We start from the raw sequence: 14,372 nt of genomic DNA on the forward strand, positions 1-14,372 counted from the left end.
CGCTGATGCAAGGGAATGGCGGGGTGAATCCCGCTCTACGAGGACGGAACATGAAGCCCATTCAACTGATCTCTCCGGTCGACGGCCGGGTATATGCCGAGCGCACACCGCTTACGCTGGACGCCGCGCAAGCCGCGGTTGCCCGCGCCCGGGCCACGCAAAAGGCCTGGGCGGCCCGGTCGCTGGAAGACCGCATCGCTTTGGTAAAGGCAGGCGTCGCCCGGCTGAACCAGATGCAGGACGTGATCGTCGAAGAACTCGCCTGGCAAATGGGCCGCCCGACCCGTTTTGGCGGTGAGTTCGGCGGCGTGAATGCTCGCACCGAATACATGTCAGAGATCGCTGCCGAGGTTTTGGCCCCGAAGGTCGTCGAAGACAGCGACACTTTCCGCCGCTACCTCGCGCGCGAGGCACTGGGCGTGGTGTTCATCGTGGCCCCGTGGAACTACCCATACCTCACCACAATCAACACGCTGGTGCCTGCGCTGATCGCGGGCAATACGGTTGTGCTCAAACATGCCAGCCAGACCATGCTGGTGGGTGAACGGCTAGCCGAGGCGTTTCATGCGGCGGGTGTGCCTGACGATGTGTTCCAGAACATCGTGCTGGACCATGCCACGACAGAGACCCTGATAAAGGCGCGGTCGTTTGATTTCATCAACTTCACCGGATCCGTTGCGGGCGGGCAGGCGATGGAGCGTGCGGCGGCGGGCACATTCACGCCCTTGGGGTTAGAGCTGGGGGGCAAAGACCCCGGCTATGTGCGGGCGGATGCCAATCTTGATGCGGCTGTCGATACGCTGATGGATGGCGCGTTGTTCAACGCGGGCCAATGCTGCTGCGGAATCGAGCGGATTTATGTGCACGAGTCCCTATATGATGCATTTGTCGAAAAGGCGGTGGCGTGGACCAATGCGCTAAAACTCGGCAACCCGTTTGACGCGGGCAGCACGATGGGCCCTATGGCCCATGCGCGCTTTGCAAAAGTCGTGCGTGATCAGGTGGCCGAAGCTGTCGCCGCCGGTGCCAAGCCGCTGATCGACCCCGCGAACTTCCCCGCCGATGATGGCGGCGCATACCTTGCGCCGCAGGTTCTGGTGAATGTCGATCACACCATGCGGGTGATGACAGAGGAATCCTTTGGCCCCGTCGTCGGCATCATGAAGGTAAAAGACGACGCCGAAGCCATCGCGCTGATGAATGACAGTCAATATGGTCTGACCGCAAGTATCTGGACGCAGGATTACGATACCGCCGCCGCAATCGGCGCACAGATCGAGACCGGCACCATCTTCATGAACCGCGCCGATTACCTTGACCCGGCGCTGTGCTGGACCGGATGCAAGAACACCGGTCGCGGTAATTCGTTGTCTTATCTGGGTTTCCATTCGGTGACCCGCCCGAAATCCTATCACCTCAAGAAAGTCTGACCTCATGTCGCACGGCGTGCCAAACCGCAACTGGTCTTACCCGACCGCCATCAAATTCGGCGTGGGCCGGATTTCCGAACTGGCCGATCATGCCAAAAGCATCGGCCTGACAAAGCCACTGCTGGTGACAGACAAGGCGCTTGCCAGCCTGCCGATCACGGCAGAGGCGCTGTCGGTGCTGGACGCCGCAGGTCTGGGCCGCGCGGTGTTTTCCGAAGTGGACCCGAACCCGAACGAGCGCAACATGATCGACGGCATCGCCGCCTTTCTCGCGGGCGGCCATGATGGCGTGATCTGCTTTGGTGGTGGGTCGGCGCTGGATCTGGGCAAAATGATCGCCCTGATGGCGCATCAGCGCAAAGACCTGAGCGTGTGGGATCTGGAAGATGTCGACGATTGGTTTACCCGTGCCGATGGTGACAAGATCGCACCCATTCTGGCCGTGCCAACCACCGCAGGCACCGGGTCTGAGGTTGGGCGTGCGGGCGTGTTGACCAATTCGGAAACCCACAAGAAAAAGATCATTTTCCACCCAAAACTGATGCCTGCGATCACGCTCTGCGACCCGGCCCTCACCGTGGGGATGCCAAAGTTCATCACCGCAGGCACCGGAATGGACGCGCTTGCCCATTGTCTTGAAGCCTATTGCAGCCCGTTCTACCACCCGATGAGCCAAGGCATAGCACTGGAAGGGATGCGGCTGGTGTTTGAAAACCTGGCCCTCGTTTACAAAGACCCGACCAACCTGATGGCGCGTGGCCATATGATGAGTGCGGCGGCCATGGGCGCGGTTGCGTTCCAGAAAGGTCTGGGCGCGATCCACAGCCTGTCGCACCCTGTCGGCGCGGTATACGGCACCCACCACGGTACCACCAATGCGGTGGTGATGCCGATGGTGCTGGACTACAACCGTGCTGCGATTGAAGACCGGATCAATGCGGCCGCTGCCTATCTTGGCATCAAAGGCGGCTTTGACGGGTTCCGCGCGGCCATCATGGCCCTGCGCGCCGAGCTGTCCATTCCGGCCAACCTGACCGCGATGGGCGTCAAACCCGAAGATCTGGACATGTTGACCGATATGGCGCTGGAAGACCCGTCTTGCGGCGGCAACCCGATTGAAATGACGAAGCAGAACACCCGAGCGCTGTTCGACGCCTGTATGTGAATTGGGGGTAGGGTGGCGGGGTGAACCCCGCCCTACGCCTGCAAGAGGATGAAATCACGGCCAGACAGGCTGACCTCCACCTCGCTGCCCACCACGGGAGGCGGAGTGTCGGGGCGGTTGAAGGTGTCGAGCGACACGGCGGCCCCGGCGAGATCGGCCTTGAGCCGGATCACCGACCCCATGAAGTTCACATCCGTCACCTTTGCCGTCAACAGCGCCTCGGCGTCGGGCAGGCGGCCCAGACGCAACGCCTCGGGGCGCAGCGCGACTGACAATTTCTCACCCACATGCGCTGCAAGCGGTGCATTGGGCAGGCTCAACCCCTGACCCGCAAGCGTCACCCGGCCTGTGGTCGGATCAGTCACCTCCACCTCAAAGGTGTTCAGCGTGCCGACAAAATTCGCCACAAACTTTGTGCGCGGGCGGTTATAGATTTCAAATGGAGCGCCGACCTGATCGGCCACACCGCCATTCATCACCACGATCCGGTCAGAAATGCTCATGGCTTCTTCCTGATCATGGGTCACGAAGATGGTGGTGATCCCCAGATCCTGCTGAATTTGCCGGATCTGGTTGCGCAAGGACACCCGCACCTTGGCGTCTAGTGCTGACAAGGGCTCATCGAGCAACAGCACCGAAGGCCGCGGGGCAAGCGCCCGCGCCAAAGCCACACGCTGCTGCTGCCCGCCAGACAGCTGAAACGGAAAGCGCGCGCCCAGATCTTCAAGCCCGATCAGCGCCAGCATTTCGGCCACACGGGCATCGCGTTCGGCCCGTGGCGCGCCCTTGACCTTTAGCCCAAAGGCCACGTTGTCGGCCACGGTCATGTTGGGAAACAGCGCATAAGCCTGAAACATCATCCCGATATTGCGCGAGTTGGCCTTAAGCCCGGTCACATCCTTGCCGTCAATCGTGATCCCTCCAGCGGTGGGGGATTCAAAGCCCGCCACCATCCGCAGCACTGTGGTCTTGCCACAGCCCGACGGCCCCAACAGCGAGATGAATTCGCCCTTTTCAACCGACAGGCTGAAATCCTTGACCACGCGGTTCTGGCCAAAAAGCTTTTCAAGATTGGTCATGGTCAGGAAGGACATCAGGCTTTCGCTCTTTCGTGTTTTGAGAACCGGGTGACAAGCTGCATCAACCCCATACAGCCCCAGGTAATGGCAAAGGCGATCACCGCCAGCGCGGGCGGCTCATAGGCGCGGTTGGCGCCCAAAAGCTGCATGAACGGGCCAAAGGCCGGGCGGTTGAGAAGCGCCGCCATGGTGAATTCGCCCAGCACGATTGCAAGTGTCAGGAACGCGCCCGACAACACCGCTACCATCACATTGGGCAGGATGATCCGCGCCAAAATTGTGACCCATCCGGCACCAAGGCTTTGTGCGGCCTCGGTCAGGGTGGCGACATCAATTGTGCGCAATCCAGTATCGACGGATCGATACATGTAGGGGAGGGCCAGAGTGGTATAGCCCATGGTCAGCAGAATATCGGTGCCAAGCGCAGAGCCGGTCAGCGGTAGAAAGCTGGAGGTGTTGTAAAGCCGGATATAGCCGAACACGATCACAATGGCCGGGATAACCAACGGCAGCAAAGTGATGAACTCGATCACCGGGCGGGCCTGCGGCAGTTTCAGCCGCACCCAATAGGCCGTGGGCACCACCAGCAGCACGCCCACGACAATTGTTGCAGCAGCAAGAATCAGAGAATAGCTGAACGTATCCCAGAACCGCTGATCTTCGAACACGCGGCGATAGGCGTCGAACGAATACTCGCCGCGCCGCATCTTCAGGCTGAACTCGGTCATCCCGATCAGGGGCAGCGCAAAGAACACACAGCCCAGCAGAAACGTGCCCCAAGCGAAAAAGCGGGTCATTTCAGCCACCTTTCAGACCGCACGCGCAGCCAGATATAAAGGAAATTCGCCAAGGCCGTAATGACGATCATCCCGAATGCCAGCGCGTAGCCAAGGTTTGGGTTGCCCAGCACATCACCGCGGATCTGCGCAAACAGCTTGATCGGGACAATGTTCAGCTGCGGTCCGGTCAGGGCAAAGGCCGTAGCCACCGCGCCAAAGGCATTGGCAAACAGCAGCGCAAATGTGCCCAGCAGTGACGGGAACAGGATCGGTAATGCCACCATGCGCCAGTATTGCGCACCCGTGGCGCCCAGAACTGCCGCCGCCTCGCGCCATTCGCGCTTCAGCCCGTCCAGCGCAGGAATGATGATCAGGATCATTAGTGGGATCTGAAAGAACAGATAGGTGATCACCAGACCCCAGAACGACAACAGGTTGAACCCCATCGCCCGCAGGTTGATGCCAAATTCGGTGCGCAGCCAGACTGTCACCAGACCCACCGGGCCAAGCGTGGCGATAAAGGCAAAGGCCAGCGGCACCCCGGCAAAGTTCGACGCAACGCCTGAAAATGTCACCAGCGGATTGCGCACGCCCTTTGGTATGCCGCCAAAAACCACGGCTGCCGCCATTGCAAAGCCGATCGCGCACCCTAAAAGCGCCGTTACAAACGACAGTTTGAGCGATGTCCAATAGGCAGAGCGAATCGAGTCGGTGTTCAGGTCGATCAGGTTTTGCAGGGTGAAACTGCCGTCGGCTGTTTGAAACGCCCCGATCACGATTTTCATCGTGGGCATGATCAGAAACAGCATGGCGAAAATCAGGAAGGGTAGAATGCCCAGCCACTCAAGCGGCAGGCGAAGGCGCTGGCCCCCCGGTTGCTTTGGCATCACGGTCCCCTGTTGCGTGGGGCGCTTTGCGGCCCCTTATCAAAGAGTGCCGCCTGCCCGGCATGAAACCGGGCAGGCGGCTTTCATATCTTACTGGACGTTTGCGCCGACGGTCGCATCCCAGCCACCGACAACGGCGGCCTTGTTTGCGTCAACTTCTTCCAGTGTCGGGAAGTAGGCGGCCTCATATGATTCTGCCGGTGGCAGAGCTTCCATCAGATCAGCCGGCAGCTTGTCGGCAGCAGCCATCGCGTTAAAGCGCGCGGGGTGGCAGTAGCCTTTCAGCCAGCCCAGCTGACCTTCGTCCGAATACAGGTATTCCATCCACAGCTTGGCAGCATTGGGCTGCGGTGCATAGGCGCTGATCGCCTGCACATAAACCCCGGCCAGAACGCCCGATGCTGGCACAACCACTTCGACCGGCGGGTTGCCGGCCAGCGTGTCGCGCGCGGAAAGTGCGTTGTAGTCCCACATGATGACAATCGGCGTGGTGCCTTGTGCCAGCGTGCCGGTCTTGCCAATGACAGGAACAAAGTTGCCCGCGTCGTTCAGCGCCTTGAAGAACTCAAGCCCGGCTTTGCCAGCTTCTTCGCCTGCAGCCGCACCCGTGGACAGGCCAGCGGCCAGCACACCCAGAATGGCCTGATTCGACGCGCGCGGATCGCCTGCCAGTGCCACCATGCCCGCATATTCCGGCTTGAGCAGATCAGCCCAGTCCTGTGGCACGTTTTCAACGATGTCGGTGTTCACAAGGAACGACATCACACCATAGTAATCACCGTACCAATGGCCATCAGCATCCTTGATCGCATCCGGTATTTCGTCCCAGGTGGCGACCTTGTATGCCTGCGTCAGGCCTTCGGATTTGGCCTGCGGGCCAAAGGCCAGACCAACGTCGATCACGTCTGGTGCTTGAGGGCCTTTGTTGTCTTTGTTGGCTTTGATCGCCTCGATCTCATCCGCCGAACCCGCATCTGGGTTCAGCTCGTTGACCTTGATTTCTGGATACTTCGCCTTGAACCCGGCGATCACCCCGCCATAGCCGCACCAGTCATGCGGCAGCGCGATGGTGGACAGCATGCCTTCGGCCTTCGCGGCAGCTTCCAGTTCGGCCATTGACTGCGCCGAAGCCAGCGGTGCGGTCAGCACAAGGGCAAGGCTTGTCGTCAGCCCAAGCAGTTTCTTTGTCATCATCTGAGTCTCTCCCGGTTGATCATATCTCTCCCGCTTGCCATGCCGTTCCCCCTGCTCGAGCAACCGGAACGGATTCGCGGTTTATAGGTGGAGGTTAAAGGCCTGCGAGCGAGTCAGACAAGTCATCTATCGTCGTCTTGTGACAATTTTTTCACAAGAAAGCTTCCTGAAACGATTATATCGGCATTTCATTGGCTTCAGCTTGCAACGCACGGGTGTAAACGCACGTTGCCTGAGCGAAGTGGCCAAAGCAGAGGCAATTGTGCGGTGCAGACTTGACTCCGGCATCGGCAGTTCAATAAATGCGGCAATTCAAGTTCCGGTCGCAAGCCGGATGAAAAGGGAACACGGAAGGGGGCAACCTCAGGCCGTGGCTGCCCCCGCAACTGTGAGCGGTTAGCGACGTCGAATATACCACTGGCGCAAGCCGGGAAGGTCGACCGAGCAAAGACCCGTGAGCCAGGAGACCTGCTTGGATGTTCACCCTTTCCGGGCGCGGGGCGCGCCACGGAGGCGGTTTTTCCGCAGCGGTGACGACTTATCGTCGGGCGGAAGGGTCTCTTCCGAACGCTAAATCGTTGCGCGCAAGGCCACTGGCCTTGCCATCGGAAAGGACAAATGCCGTGAAAAGGCTTCATGTTTCCATTCTTGCCCTTGTGGCATCCCTCGCCGTTCCGGCTGTTGCTCAGGATATCGTGCTTGACGAGATCATCATTTCGGGTGGTATTTTCCCGGTTGAGGCGAAGGCCTATGGCCGAGCCTACACTGTCATAACGGCCGAAGAAATTGCACGCCGAGGGGTGACCTCGTTGCAAGAGGTCCTGCGGGCAGCACCGGGTGTTTCGGTTGTTTCATCTGGTGATACTCAGACAAAGGTTCGGCTCCGTGGCGGCGAGTCTAACCACACTCTGATCCTGATTGACGGAGTCGAACTAAACGAGTCCGGCAACGGTGACTACACTCTCACCGGTCTGTCGCTAGAAGATGTGGATCGGATCGAAATTCTGCGTGGGCCACAATCAACGATCTACGGTTCGAACGCAATGGCCGGGGTGGTATCGATCATCACCAAAAAGGGCTCGAAAATCGGCACGGAGTATGGTGGTAGCCTTGAACTTGGTGGTCAAGGAACACGGGCAGCCAGCTATTTCATTCGCAATCGTAATGAAAGAGGTGGGATTTCGCTGACCTTTGCAGCGCGTCACAAGGATGGTGAGGATGGATCTCGCAGTGGCGGTGACACCGAATACAATGATCAGGAGACGCTTGGTTTGAACGGCGATTACCGGCTCAGTGATACGGTAAACGCGGGCTTTACCTTGCGACGGACATGGCAGGACTACGGTTACGACGACACAATCCCCTTCGGCACGATGATTGCTGATCCGGCTGACTATGTCATCGACGCGCCTTTCACGGCGCGGCGCAATCAAATCGCTGGTTCAGTCTGGCTGGAGGCCGAGAGTATTGATGGACGCCTGCGGCATCGTATTGCGCTGTCCGGAATGAACGAGGGATCGGATTATTTCAATTCGGGCGCCCCAAACGGCGACAATTCAGCAACGCAAAGCGCGGTAAAATATAGTGGCAGCTTCGCTCTGGGTGATCTGTCCGTGGACGAAACTGCCCAAAAACTGAATTTTGCGTTGGAACAGGAGAGTGAAACCTACGCCGCGTCATTCACAGGTGGAGATGCCTTTAAGCGTAAGAGCCAGTCCATAGCTTTGGAATATCAGGGTCGGTTTGACTCTGGCATCGATCTTCAGGCAGGTGTTCGCCACGATTTCAACCAAGTTTTCCGAGATGCGACCTCATGGAACATCGCCGCAGCATGGCAAATCCCGGGCCAAGACATCAGGCTGCGGGGTTCAGTGGGTAAAGCTATTGTAAACCCGACCATGTTTGAACAGTTCGGTTTTTTTGCCGGGTCTTACGTCGGCAATCCAGACCTGAAGCCAGAAGAAAGTCTGGGCTACGATATTGGCGCAGACATCGAATTGGCAAACGGTCGCGGCAGTATGAGCGTTACCCTGTTCAACAACGGCGTCAAAAGCCTGATCACCGGGTTTGGAAACACCTCCGTCAACCTTGAAGGCAAAAGCAAGCGCCGTGGTGTTGAACTTGGCTACTCAATGCAGGCAACCGACTGGCTAAGTGTGGCCGCAGATTACACCTATACCGACGCCCGTTCTGCTGCAGGTGCGCGTCTTGTACGTCGTCCGATGCATGAGTTGGGATTGCGTGCCACCGCCGAATTTAACGACGGACGTGGCGCCGTGACAGCTGAACTGCGACATGTTGCTGGTTCCTATGATACGCAGTTCTGGGGCAGTTTTCCCACGCTGAAGCTCAAAGATTTCACGGTAGTCAATGTCAGTGCTCGGTATGACCTTACCGACAATGTGCAAGTAACCTCTCGCGTTACGAATATTTTTGATCAGGACTACTCCGAAACATGGGGGTATTACGGTCAGGGTCGAACCGCGTATGTTGGTTTTTCGACAAAGTGGTGATTTCCCGCGCCCTGTGTGTTTTTGCCGTGCTTGCCGCAAGTAGTCTGGCAAACGCTTGGGCGCAGGGTGCAGCCCCCCAACGAGTCGTGTCGATAAACCTTTGTACCGATCAGTTGGCGATGTTGCTGGCGGCACCCGGTCAGCTTGTGTCTGTGTCGCACCTTGCCCGGGATCCGCGGTCGTCGGTGATGGTGGATGCGGCGATGGCCTATCCGGCCAATCGTGCCCTTGCCGAAGAAGTGTATCTGCTGAAACCCGATCTGGTTCTGGCAGGCACCTTTACCGCGCGTGCGACGGTTTCGATGCTGGAACGGCTGGGGATACCAGTGGCTACCTTTCCGCCCGCTTCGTCGCTGGCAGATGTGCGGCAGGGCATGGTTGATATGGGCCGGGCGCTTGGACGTGAGGACCAAGCCGCCGCGATGGTTGCCCGGTTTGATGCGGGTCTGGCGCAGGTTGGCCTGCCGGGTGGCGCTGGCCCGACCGCTGCGACCTATGCCGCCAATGGCTACACACCCGGTGCAAACTCTCTGTCTGGTGACATCATAAAGGCCGCTGGCTTTCGCCATCTGGCCACCGAACTTGGCTTGAGCCATGGCGGATTTCTACCACTGGAGGCGCTGATCTTGTCTGCGCCTGATCTGGTCGTGGTGGGGGAAACTTATCCCGGCAATTCCCGTGCCGAGGAAATCCTGTCGCACCCCGCACTGACTCAACTGCGCGGTGGCCGGGAAACGCTGGAAGACCGCGACTGGGTCTGCGGTCTGCCCGGTGTGGTGGATGCCGTGACTCGGATGCGGGCTGCCCGTGAGGCACTCGGTGCCGCGCCATGAGTTTCCGCGTGCTGATTGCCAGCCTGTCCGCCCTTGTGGCTGTGCTGTTCGCGCTGTCCTTGGTGACGGGCGTGGCCCCGGTGGGTCCGGGCGAAAGCCTTGCCGCGCTTGTGCACGATGACGCTGGGCCGCTGACGATGGTGATGCGTGAAATCCGTCTGCCACGCGCCATTCTGGCGGTGATGGTTGGTGTCAGCCTTGGCCTGTCAGGGGCCGCAATGCAGGGATTTTTGCGCAATCCGCTGGCAGAGCCGGGGTTGATCGGGGTGTCATCTTCGGCAGCTTTGGGGGCGGTTCTGGCGTTGCAAACCGGGTTTGCTGCGGCCTTTACGCTGGCTTTGCCGGTTGCGGCGCTGGTCGGGGCCGTGGTCGGCGTGGGGGTGATCCTGTTTCTGGCCGGGCCGGGAGGCGGAGCGTTTACGCTGATCCTTGCCGGGATTGCGCTGTCGGCTCTGACCGGGGCGCTGACCTCGCTGGTGCTGAACCTGTCGCCCAACCCTTTTGCGGCGAATGAGATCGTGTTCTGGATGATGGGGTCACTGTCGGACCGGTCGTTTGACCATGTCTGGATGGCCCTTCCAATCATGGCCTTGGGCTGGCTGGCGCTGGCCCGAACCGGGCGCGGGCTGGAGGCGTTGACGCTGGGCGAGGATGCAGCGGCATCGATGGGGGTTGATCTGGCCCGTCTGCGCCTGATCCTGCTGGGCGGGGTTGCGGCGTCGGTCGGGGCGGCAACGGCGGTGGCGGGAGCCATCGGCTTTGTCGGGCTGGTGGTGCCGCATCTGCTGCGCCCATTGGTCGGGGGTCGGCCGTCACGCTTGCTGCTGGCCTCGGCACTTGGCGGCGCGGCACTGGTGCTGGCCGCCGATGTTGCAGTGCGGATGGTTCTGCCGGGGCGTGATCTGAAGCTGGGTGTGTTGATGGCCTTGGTCGGTGCGCCGGTGTTTTTGCACCTGATCTGGCGGATGCGGGGGCAGCCATGACGGTGTTGATGCTGGACCGTCTGACTGCGCGACGCGGGCCTTGCGAGGTGTTGGAACACATCTCGCTATCGGTTGGCGCGGGCGAATGTGTGGGCCTGATCGGGCCAAACGGCGCAGGCAAAACCACACTGATGCGGGCAGCGCTTGGTCTGATGCCGATTGAAGGCACATCGTCACTGGCCAGTCTTTCTCCGATCGCCCGCGCTGCAACCGCCGCGTGGTTGCCGCAATCGCCCGAAATTGCGTGGCCGGTGACGGTAAGCCATCTGGTTGCCTTGGGTGCGATGGCGCGTGGTCGCTCCCTGGATCACCCGACCGTGGATCATGCGCTGGATCGCATGGGGTTGGCGGCGTTTCGCAATCGCGCGGCAAATGGGTTGTCGGGCGGCGAACAGGCCCGCGTTCTGATCGCGCGCGCTCTTGCGCAGGATACGCCCTTGCTGCTGGCCGATGAACCCATCGCCGGGCTGGACCCTGCGCAGCAGATCCGCACGATGCGCGTGTTCCGCGATCTGGCGCGAGAAGGGCGGTCGGTTATCGTGTCGTTGCACGATCTTGGCCTTGCCGCCCGCCATTGCACGCGCATCATTGTGGTGCATGCCGGTGCCATCGCCGCAGATGGCCCTGCTGAGGCGGTTCTGACCGACACCCTGATGGCAAAGGTTTTCGGGGTGACATCCTATCGCGCCGAAACGGCTGCGGGCCCTGTGTTTCAGCCTATGGATACCGTCGGCCCATGATCGAAGTTGACTTGCGCCCGTCATGGCTTGTGGCCGATCTTGGTGCCCCGCGCCGGGTCTTGTCATTCGCGCCTTACCGTTCCGGCTTTGCGACCGCCCAGCATGTTGTCTGGCGCGAGGTGCGCGATGCTGATCTGACCCCTGATCTTAACGTCGAAGACTGGTTCGCCCGCGACCTTGCCGCGCACGGCCACCCCGGGGCTGTTGGTCTGCTTACATCACGCGATGTTAGCCGCTTTGTCCGCACTGATGCCGAGGTTGAGGGTGCGCACGTTGCCTGTCTTGCAACGGTCGGGCTTGGCAATGCCGAGGCTGTCGGATCACGGCGCGCGGTCAATGGTGTCGGCTGGTCAACGCAATATGGCACCATCAACATTCTGGTGCAGATTGATGCTGGCCTGTCCGAAGCCGCGCAGATCGAGGCGCTGACCATCGCCACGCAAGCCCGCACGGCGGCGGTACTGGCCTGCGGTCTGGCACTGCCAGATGGCCGGCGGGCGACTGGCACCGGCACCGATTGCATCGCCATCGCGGCCGATCCTGGCACGGTTGCCTTTGCGGGCCTGCATACGGCATTGGGCGAGGCGATTGGCCGGGCTGTGCTTGCTGCGGTGACCAAAGGGGCTGCCGATTGGGTTTCCGAAAATGGTGGAACCGCGCGTGGGTATCCCTAGCGCCATTCAGACCGATAGCGTTGTTCAAACCGATTCTGGCAGATACAGGTCCGGCGTCAGAAAATGTTGGCCTCCCACCGCTGACAGCCCACTTTGCACCGTATCCGATGCAATCGCCACCAGATCGGTGCAAAGCCGCGACAAGGGCGTTGAAATTACCATCGTTGCATAGCGCGAGATCAGTGCGGCCCGGCTTTCCGGGGTCAGCTCGTTGACAATCAGCGCGACCTCTCCGGCGGCCCGTGTCTCACGCAGGGCGGCAATCGCGCCCTCCATGCCGCCACCTGCGCAATAGATGCCGCGCAGATCTGAATGGCGGCGCAGCAAATCGAGTGTCGCCTCATACGTCAGTTGCCGGGTTTCAAGATTGACCAACGTATCCAGCACAATGAAATCGGGCGCGTGTTCGCGGAAATAGCTGCGGAAGCCGGTCTCGCGCAATTCGTGCCCGTGCCAGCGGGTCCCACCGATAAACACTGCGATTTTGCCCGGCTGATGCGTGGCAAGGCTGATCATTTGGGCCGCGATCCGCCCGACCTTCATGTTGTTCATGCCGATATACTGCTGCCGCACCCCTTGGGCGAAATCATTGAGCAGCGCAAAACATGGCACTCCCGCTGCGTTGATCCGGCGCACCGCTTCGGTCACTTCGGGATGCGCGACCGCCGTTGCTGCGATCGCATCGACCTTGCCTACCATTTTCTCCATCAGGTCCACGAAATCTGCCGGGGTCTGCGATGTGGAAAAGGCAATCTGCACCGTTGCCCGCACGCCAACCGCCGCTGTGACGGCCCTTTCGATCTCGGACCGGAACTGCTGATAGAACGCTTGCCGCTCTTTGTGCAGCACCACGCCCAGACGCAGCCTTGGCCGCGCGTCCTGCACCCGCTGCCCGATCAGTGGGGCGGCGTGATAGCCGATCCGGCGGGCGGCATCATAAACTCGGTTTGCGGTGTCTTCGCGCACCTTTTCGCGGGCATTCAGTACGCGGTCCACCGTCGCCGGGGATAAACCTGCCTCACGCGCGACGTCATGTATGGTGGGGCGGCGGGCCATAATCCTCCGGGTGTTTGCATATGTGTAGCGGTTGTGGTGCGCCTATGCCAGATGATGCCCCCGCATCGATGACAGCAGCGTTTCTTTCGACGTGGCCAGATGGCCGCGCGCCCTTGCCTCGGCGGATAGTGTATCGCGGTCTTGCAGCGCGGCAATGATGGTCAGATGTTCGCGGATCGCTGCCTCGTTTCGATAGCGCTCCATCGTCTTATCCCACTGATAATGATAGTGAAAAATCAATGAAATCACCTTTTGAAACTCAGCCACAAATCGGTTGCTGACCACCGAGTTGATCAATGAGTGAAACCGCCCGTCCAGTCGCGAAAAGTCGTGAAAATCCCGGTCTATCCGGTCCAGTAGTTCCAGATGCTCTGCGCGGATTTTGCTCAGTGCGGTCCAGGCTGCATGCTCCTTCGGCAGGGCGGTGAAGGCGCGAATGGCGTTCAGTTCCAGCACCTGCCGGAATTCGGACAGTTCCACCGCATAGTCGGCAGTGAACCCCAGCAACCGCCACCCGCCGCGCGCCCGCCTCTCGATCAGGCCTGATTGCCCAAGGCTGGCCAGAAATTCTTGCAGTGCATGGGGCGGCACGGTGAACTGACGCGCCAGTTGCGTGATGTTCAGCGCCGTTCCGGCAGGCACGTCAAAGCGCAAAACCCAATCCAGAAACCGCGCCTCCAGCTCATCGCGCCCGATGTAGTCTTCGCGCAGGGAAAGCCGGTCTTTTGGCTTTGGCAGCCGCGTCAGACGCTTTTCGCGCCCTGATCCCTGCAAAATCCCATCTGCGCCCAGCTTTTGCACGACAGCCCGGATCACCGTGCGCGAAACCCCCAACTGTGCGGCCAGCTGCACCTCTGAGGGTAAACCAGCGCCCAAGGGCAAAGTTGAAAGCATATCCAGCATCGCATTATGCGATTGTCGAAATCGGGTGTCGGTGCGTGCCATCGGGTCGTTCCCCCATCGGTCCCTGTTTCTATGAATTAAAAAATTAAAAACAGTTGGCAAGTCGAAATCGTCACGCCATTGTGTCTTTAATGAT

Annotated in this window: 13 protein-coding genes and 1 riboswitch; of the genes, 7 read left to right on the plus strand and 6 right to left on the minus strand. The window is 60.0% G+C overall.

Going from position 1 to position 14,372, the window contains the following annotated elements; genetic code table 11:
* The first annotated feature begins 50 nt into the window (after positions 1-50).
* Both Q8K08_RS16715 and Q8K08_RS16720 read left to right on the plus strand, forming a co-directional pair.
* Positions 51-1,430 (plus strand): aldehyde dehydrogenase family protein, encoded by a 1,380-nt coding sequence (locus tag Q8K08_RS16715; RefSeq protein WP_305250855.1) that lies wholly within the window; start codon positions 51-53, stop codon positions 1,428-1,430.
* A 4-nt stretch (positions 1,431-1,434) separates the two neighbouring features.
* Positions 1,435-2,595 carry an iron-containing alcohol dehydrogenase gene (locus Q8K08_RS16720; RefSeq protein WP_304803696.1) on the plus strand — a complete coding sequence of 387 codons (1,161 nt, stop codon included), beginning with the start codon at positions 1,435-1,437 and terminating at the stop codon, positions 2,593-2,595.
* A 32-nt stretch (positions 2,596-2,627) separates the two neighbouring features.
* On the opposite strand, the gene Q8K08_RS16725 is transcribed toward Q8K08_RS16720, so the two are convergent.
* From Q8K08_RS16725 to Q8K08_RS16740, 4 genes are all read right to left on the minus strand, one after another.
* The gene (locus Q8K08_RS16725; RefSeq protein WP_304803699.1) at positions 2,628-3,689 is read right to left on the minus strand and encodes an ABC transporter ATP-binding protein; all 1,062 of its coding nucleotides are present in this window, start codon (positions 3,687-3,689) and stop codon (positions 2,628-2,630) included.
* A complete protein-coding gene (locus Q8K08_RS16730) occupies positions 3,689-4,471 on the minus strand; it encodes an ABC transporter permease (RefSeq protein WP_304803701.1) in 783 nt (260 codons plus the stop codon). Before Q8K08_RS16730 ends, Q8K08_RS16725 begins: the two co-directional genes overlap by 1 nt.
* On the minus strand, positions 4,468-5,340 hold the full coding sequence (locus Q8K08_RS16735; protein WP_304803704.1) for an ABC transporter permease subunit: 873 nt from the start codon (positions 5,338-5,340) through the stop codon (positions 4,468-4,470). The genes Q8K08_RS16730 and Q8K08_RS16735 overlap by 4 nt, the downstream gene beginning before the upstream one ends.
* Positions 5,341-5,430: 90 nt before the next feature.
* Entirely contained in the window at positions 5,431-6,531 is a 1,101-nt protein-coding gene (locus tag Q8K08_RS16740) for an ABC transporter substrate-binding protein (protein WP_304803732.1), read from the minus strand.
* Positions 6,532-6,831: 300 nt separating this feature from the next.
* Positions 6,832-7,025: riboswitch (cobalamin riboswitch) on the plus strand.
* Between Q8K08_RS16740 and Q8K08_RS16745 the strand changes: the two genes are divergently transcribed.
* The 5 genes from Q8K08_RS16745 to Q8K08_RS16765 all read left to right on the plus strand — a co-directional run bounded on the left by Q8K08_RS16745 (position 7,011) and on the right by Q8K08_RS16765 (position 12,277).
* The gene (locus Q8K08_RS16745) at positions 7,011-9,047 is read left to right on the plus strand and encodes a TonB-dependent siderophore receptor (protein ID WP_305250860.1); all 2,037 of its coding nucleotides are present in this window, start codon (positions 7,011-7,013) and stop codon (positions 9,045-9,047) included. Its footprint overlaps the riboswitch before it by 15 nt.
* Entirely contained in the window at positions 9,044-9,880 is an 837-nt protein-coding gene (locus Q8K08_RS16750; RefSeq protein ID WP_305250862.1) for an ABC transporter substrate-binding protein, read from the plus strand. The genes Q8K08_RS16745 and Q8K08_RS16750 overlap by 4 nt, the downstream gene beginning before the upstream one ends.
* Positions 9,877-10,863 carry an iron ABC transporter permease gene (locus Q8K08_RS16755; protein WP_305250864.1) on the plus strand — a complete coding sequence of 329 codons (987 nt, stop codon included), beginning with the start codon at positions 9,877-9,879 and terminating at the stop codon, positions 10,861-10,863. The genes Q8K08_RS16750 and Q8K08_RS16755 overlap by 4 nt, the downstream gene beginning before the upstream one ends.
* Positions 10,860-11,603 carry an ABC transporter ATP-binding protein gene (locus Q8K08_RS16760; RefSeq protein ID WP_304803712.1) on the plus strand — a complete coding sequence of 248 codons (744 nt, stop codon included), beginning with the start codon at positions 10,860-10,862 and terminating at the stop codon, positions 11,601-11,603. The genes Q8K08_RS16755 and Q8K08_RS16760 overlap by 4 nt, the downstream gene beginning before the upstream one ends.
* A complete protein-coding gene (locus tag Q8K08_RS16765) occupies positions 11,600-12,277 on the plus strand; it encodes an adenosylcobinamide amidohydrolase (protein ID WP_304803714.1) in 678 nt (225 codons plus the stop codon). Before Q8K08_RS16760 ends, Q8K08_RS16765 begins: the two co-directional genes overlap by 4 nt.
* A 24-nt stretch (positions 12,278-12,301) precedes the next feature.
* Here the strand turns inward: Q8K08_RS16765 and Q8K08_RS16770 are convergent, their stop codons facing one another.
* Positions 12,302-13,333, minus strand: coding sequence for a LacI family DNA-binding transcriptional regulator (locus Q8K08_RS16770; RefSeq protein WP_304803716.1), 1,032 nt, complete (start codon positions 13,331-13,333; stop codon positions 12,302-12,304).
* Positions 13,334-13,375: 42 nt separating this feature from the next.
* Positions 13,376-14,278 (minus strand): GntR family transcriptional regulator, encoded by a 903-nt coding sequence (locus Q8K08_RS16775; RefSeq protein WP_304803718.1) that lies wholly within the window; start codon positions 14,276-14,278, stop codon positions 13,376-13,378.
* Positions 14,279-14,372 lie beyond the last annotated feature (94 nt).

The sequence above is a fragment of the Pseudotabrizicola sp. genome (assembly GCF_030684215.1).
GTDB lineage: Bacteria > Pseudomonadota > Alphaproteobacteria > Rhodobacterales > Rhodobacteraceae > Pseudotabrizicola.

What these genes read in the sequence shown, in the direction of transcription:
- Q8K08_RS16760 (WP_304803712.1), top strand. Translation starts at nt 10,860, where the DNA reads ATGACGGTGTTGATGCTGGACCGTCTGACTGCGCGACGCGGGCCTTGC.
- Q8K08_RS16735 (WP_304803704.1), bottom strand. Translation starts at nt 5,340, where the DNA reads ATGCCAAAGCAACCGGGGGGCCAGCGCCTTCGCCTGCCGCTTGAGTGG.
- Q8K08_RS16725 (WP_304803699.1), bottom strand. Translation starts at nt 3,689, where the DNA reads ATGTCCTTCCTGACCATGACCAATCTTGAAAAGCTTTTTGGCCAGAAC.
- Q8K08_RS16775 (WP_304803718.1), bottom strand. Translation starts at nt 14,278, where the DNA reads ATGGCACGCACCGACACCCGATTTCGACAATCGCATAATGCGATGCTG.
- Q8K08_RS16765 (WP_304803714.1), top strand. Translation starts at nt 11,600, where the DNA reads ATGATCGAAGTTGACTTGCGCCCGTCATGGCTTGTGGCCGATCTTGGT.
- Q8K08_RS16740 (WP_304803732.1), bottom strand. Translation starts at nt 6,531, where the DNA reads ATGACAAAGAAACTGCTTGGGCTGACGACAAGCCTTGCCCTTGTGCTG.
- Q8K08_RS16755 (WP_305250864.1), top strand. Translation starts at nt 9,877, where the DNA reads ATGAGTTTCCGCGTGCTGATTGCCAGCCTGTCCGCCCTTGTGGCTGTG.
- Q8K08_RS16745 (WP_305250860.1), top strand. Translation starts at nt 7,011, where the DNA reads ATGTTCACCCTTTCCGGGCGCGGGGCGCGCCACGGAGGCGGTTTTTCC.
- Q8K08_RS16715 (WP_305250855.1), top strand. Translation starts at nt 51, where the DNA reads ATGAAGCCCATTCAACTGATCTCTCCGGTCGACGGCCGGGTATATGCC.
- Q8K08_RS16720 (WP_304803696.1), top strand. Translation starts at nt 1,435, where the DNA reads ATGTCGCACGGCGTGCCAAACCGCAACTGGTCTTACCCGACCGCCATC.
- Q8K08_RS16730 (WP_304803701.1), bottom strand. Translation starts at nt 4,471, where the DNA reads ATGACCCGCTTTTTCGCTTGGGGCACGTTTCTGCTGGGCTGTGTGTTC.
- Q8K08_RS16770 (WP_304803716.1), bottom strand. Translation starts at nt 13,333, where the DNA reads ATGGCCCGCCGCCCCACCATACATGACGTCGCGCGTGAGGCAGGTTTA.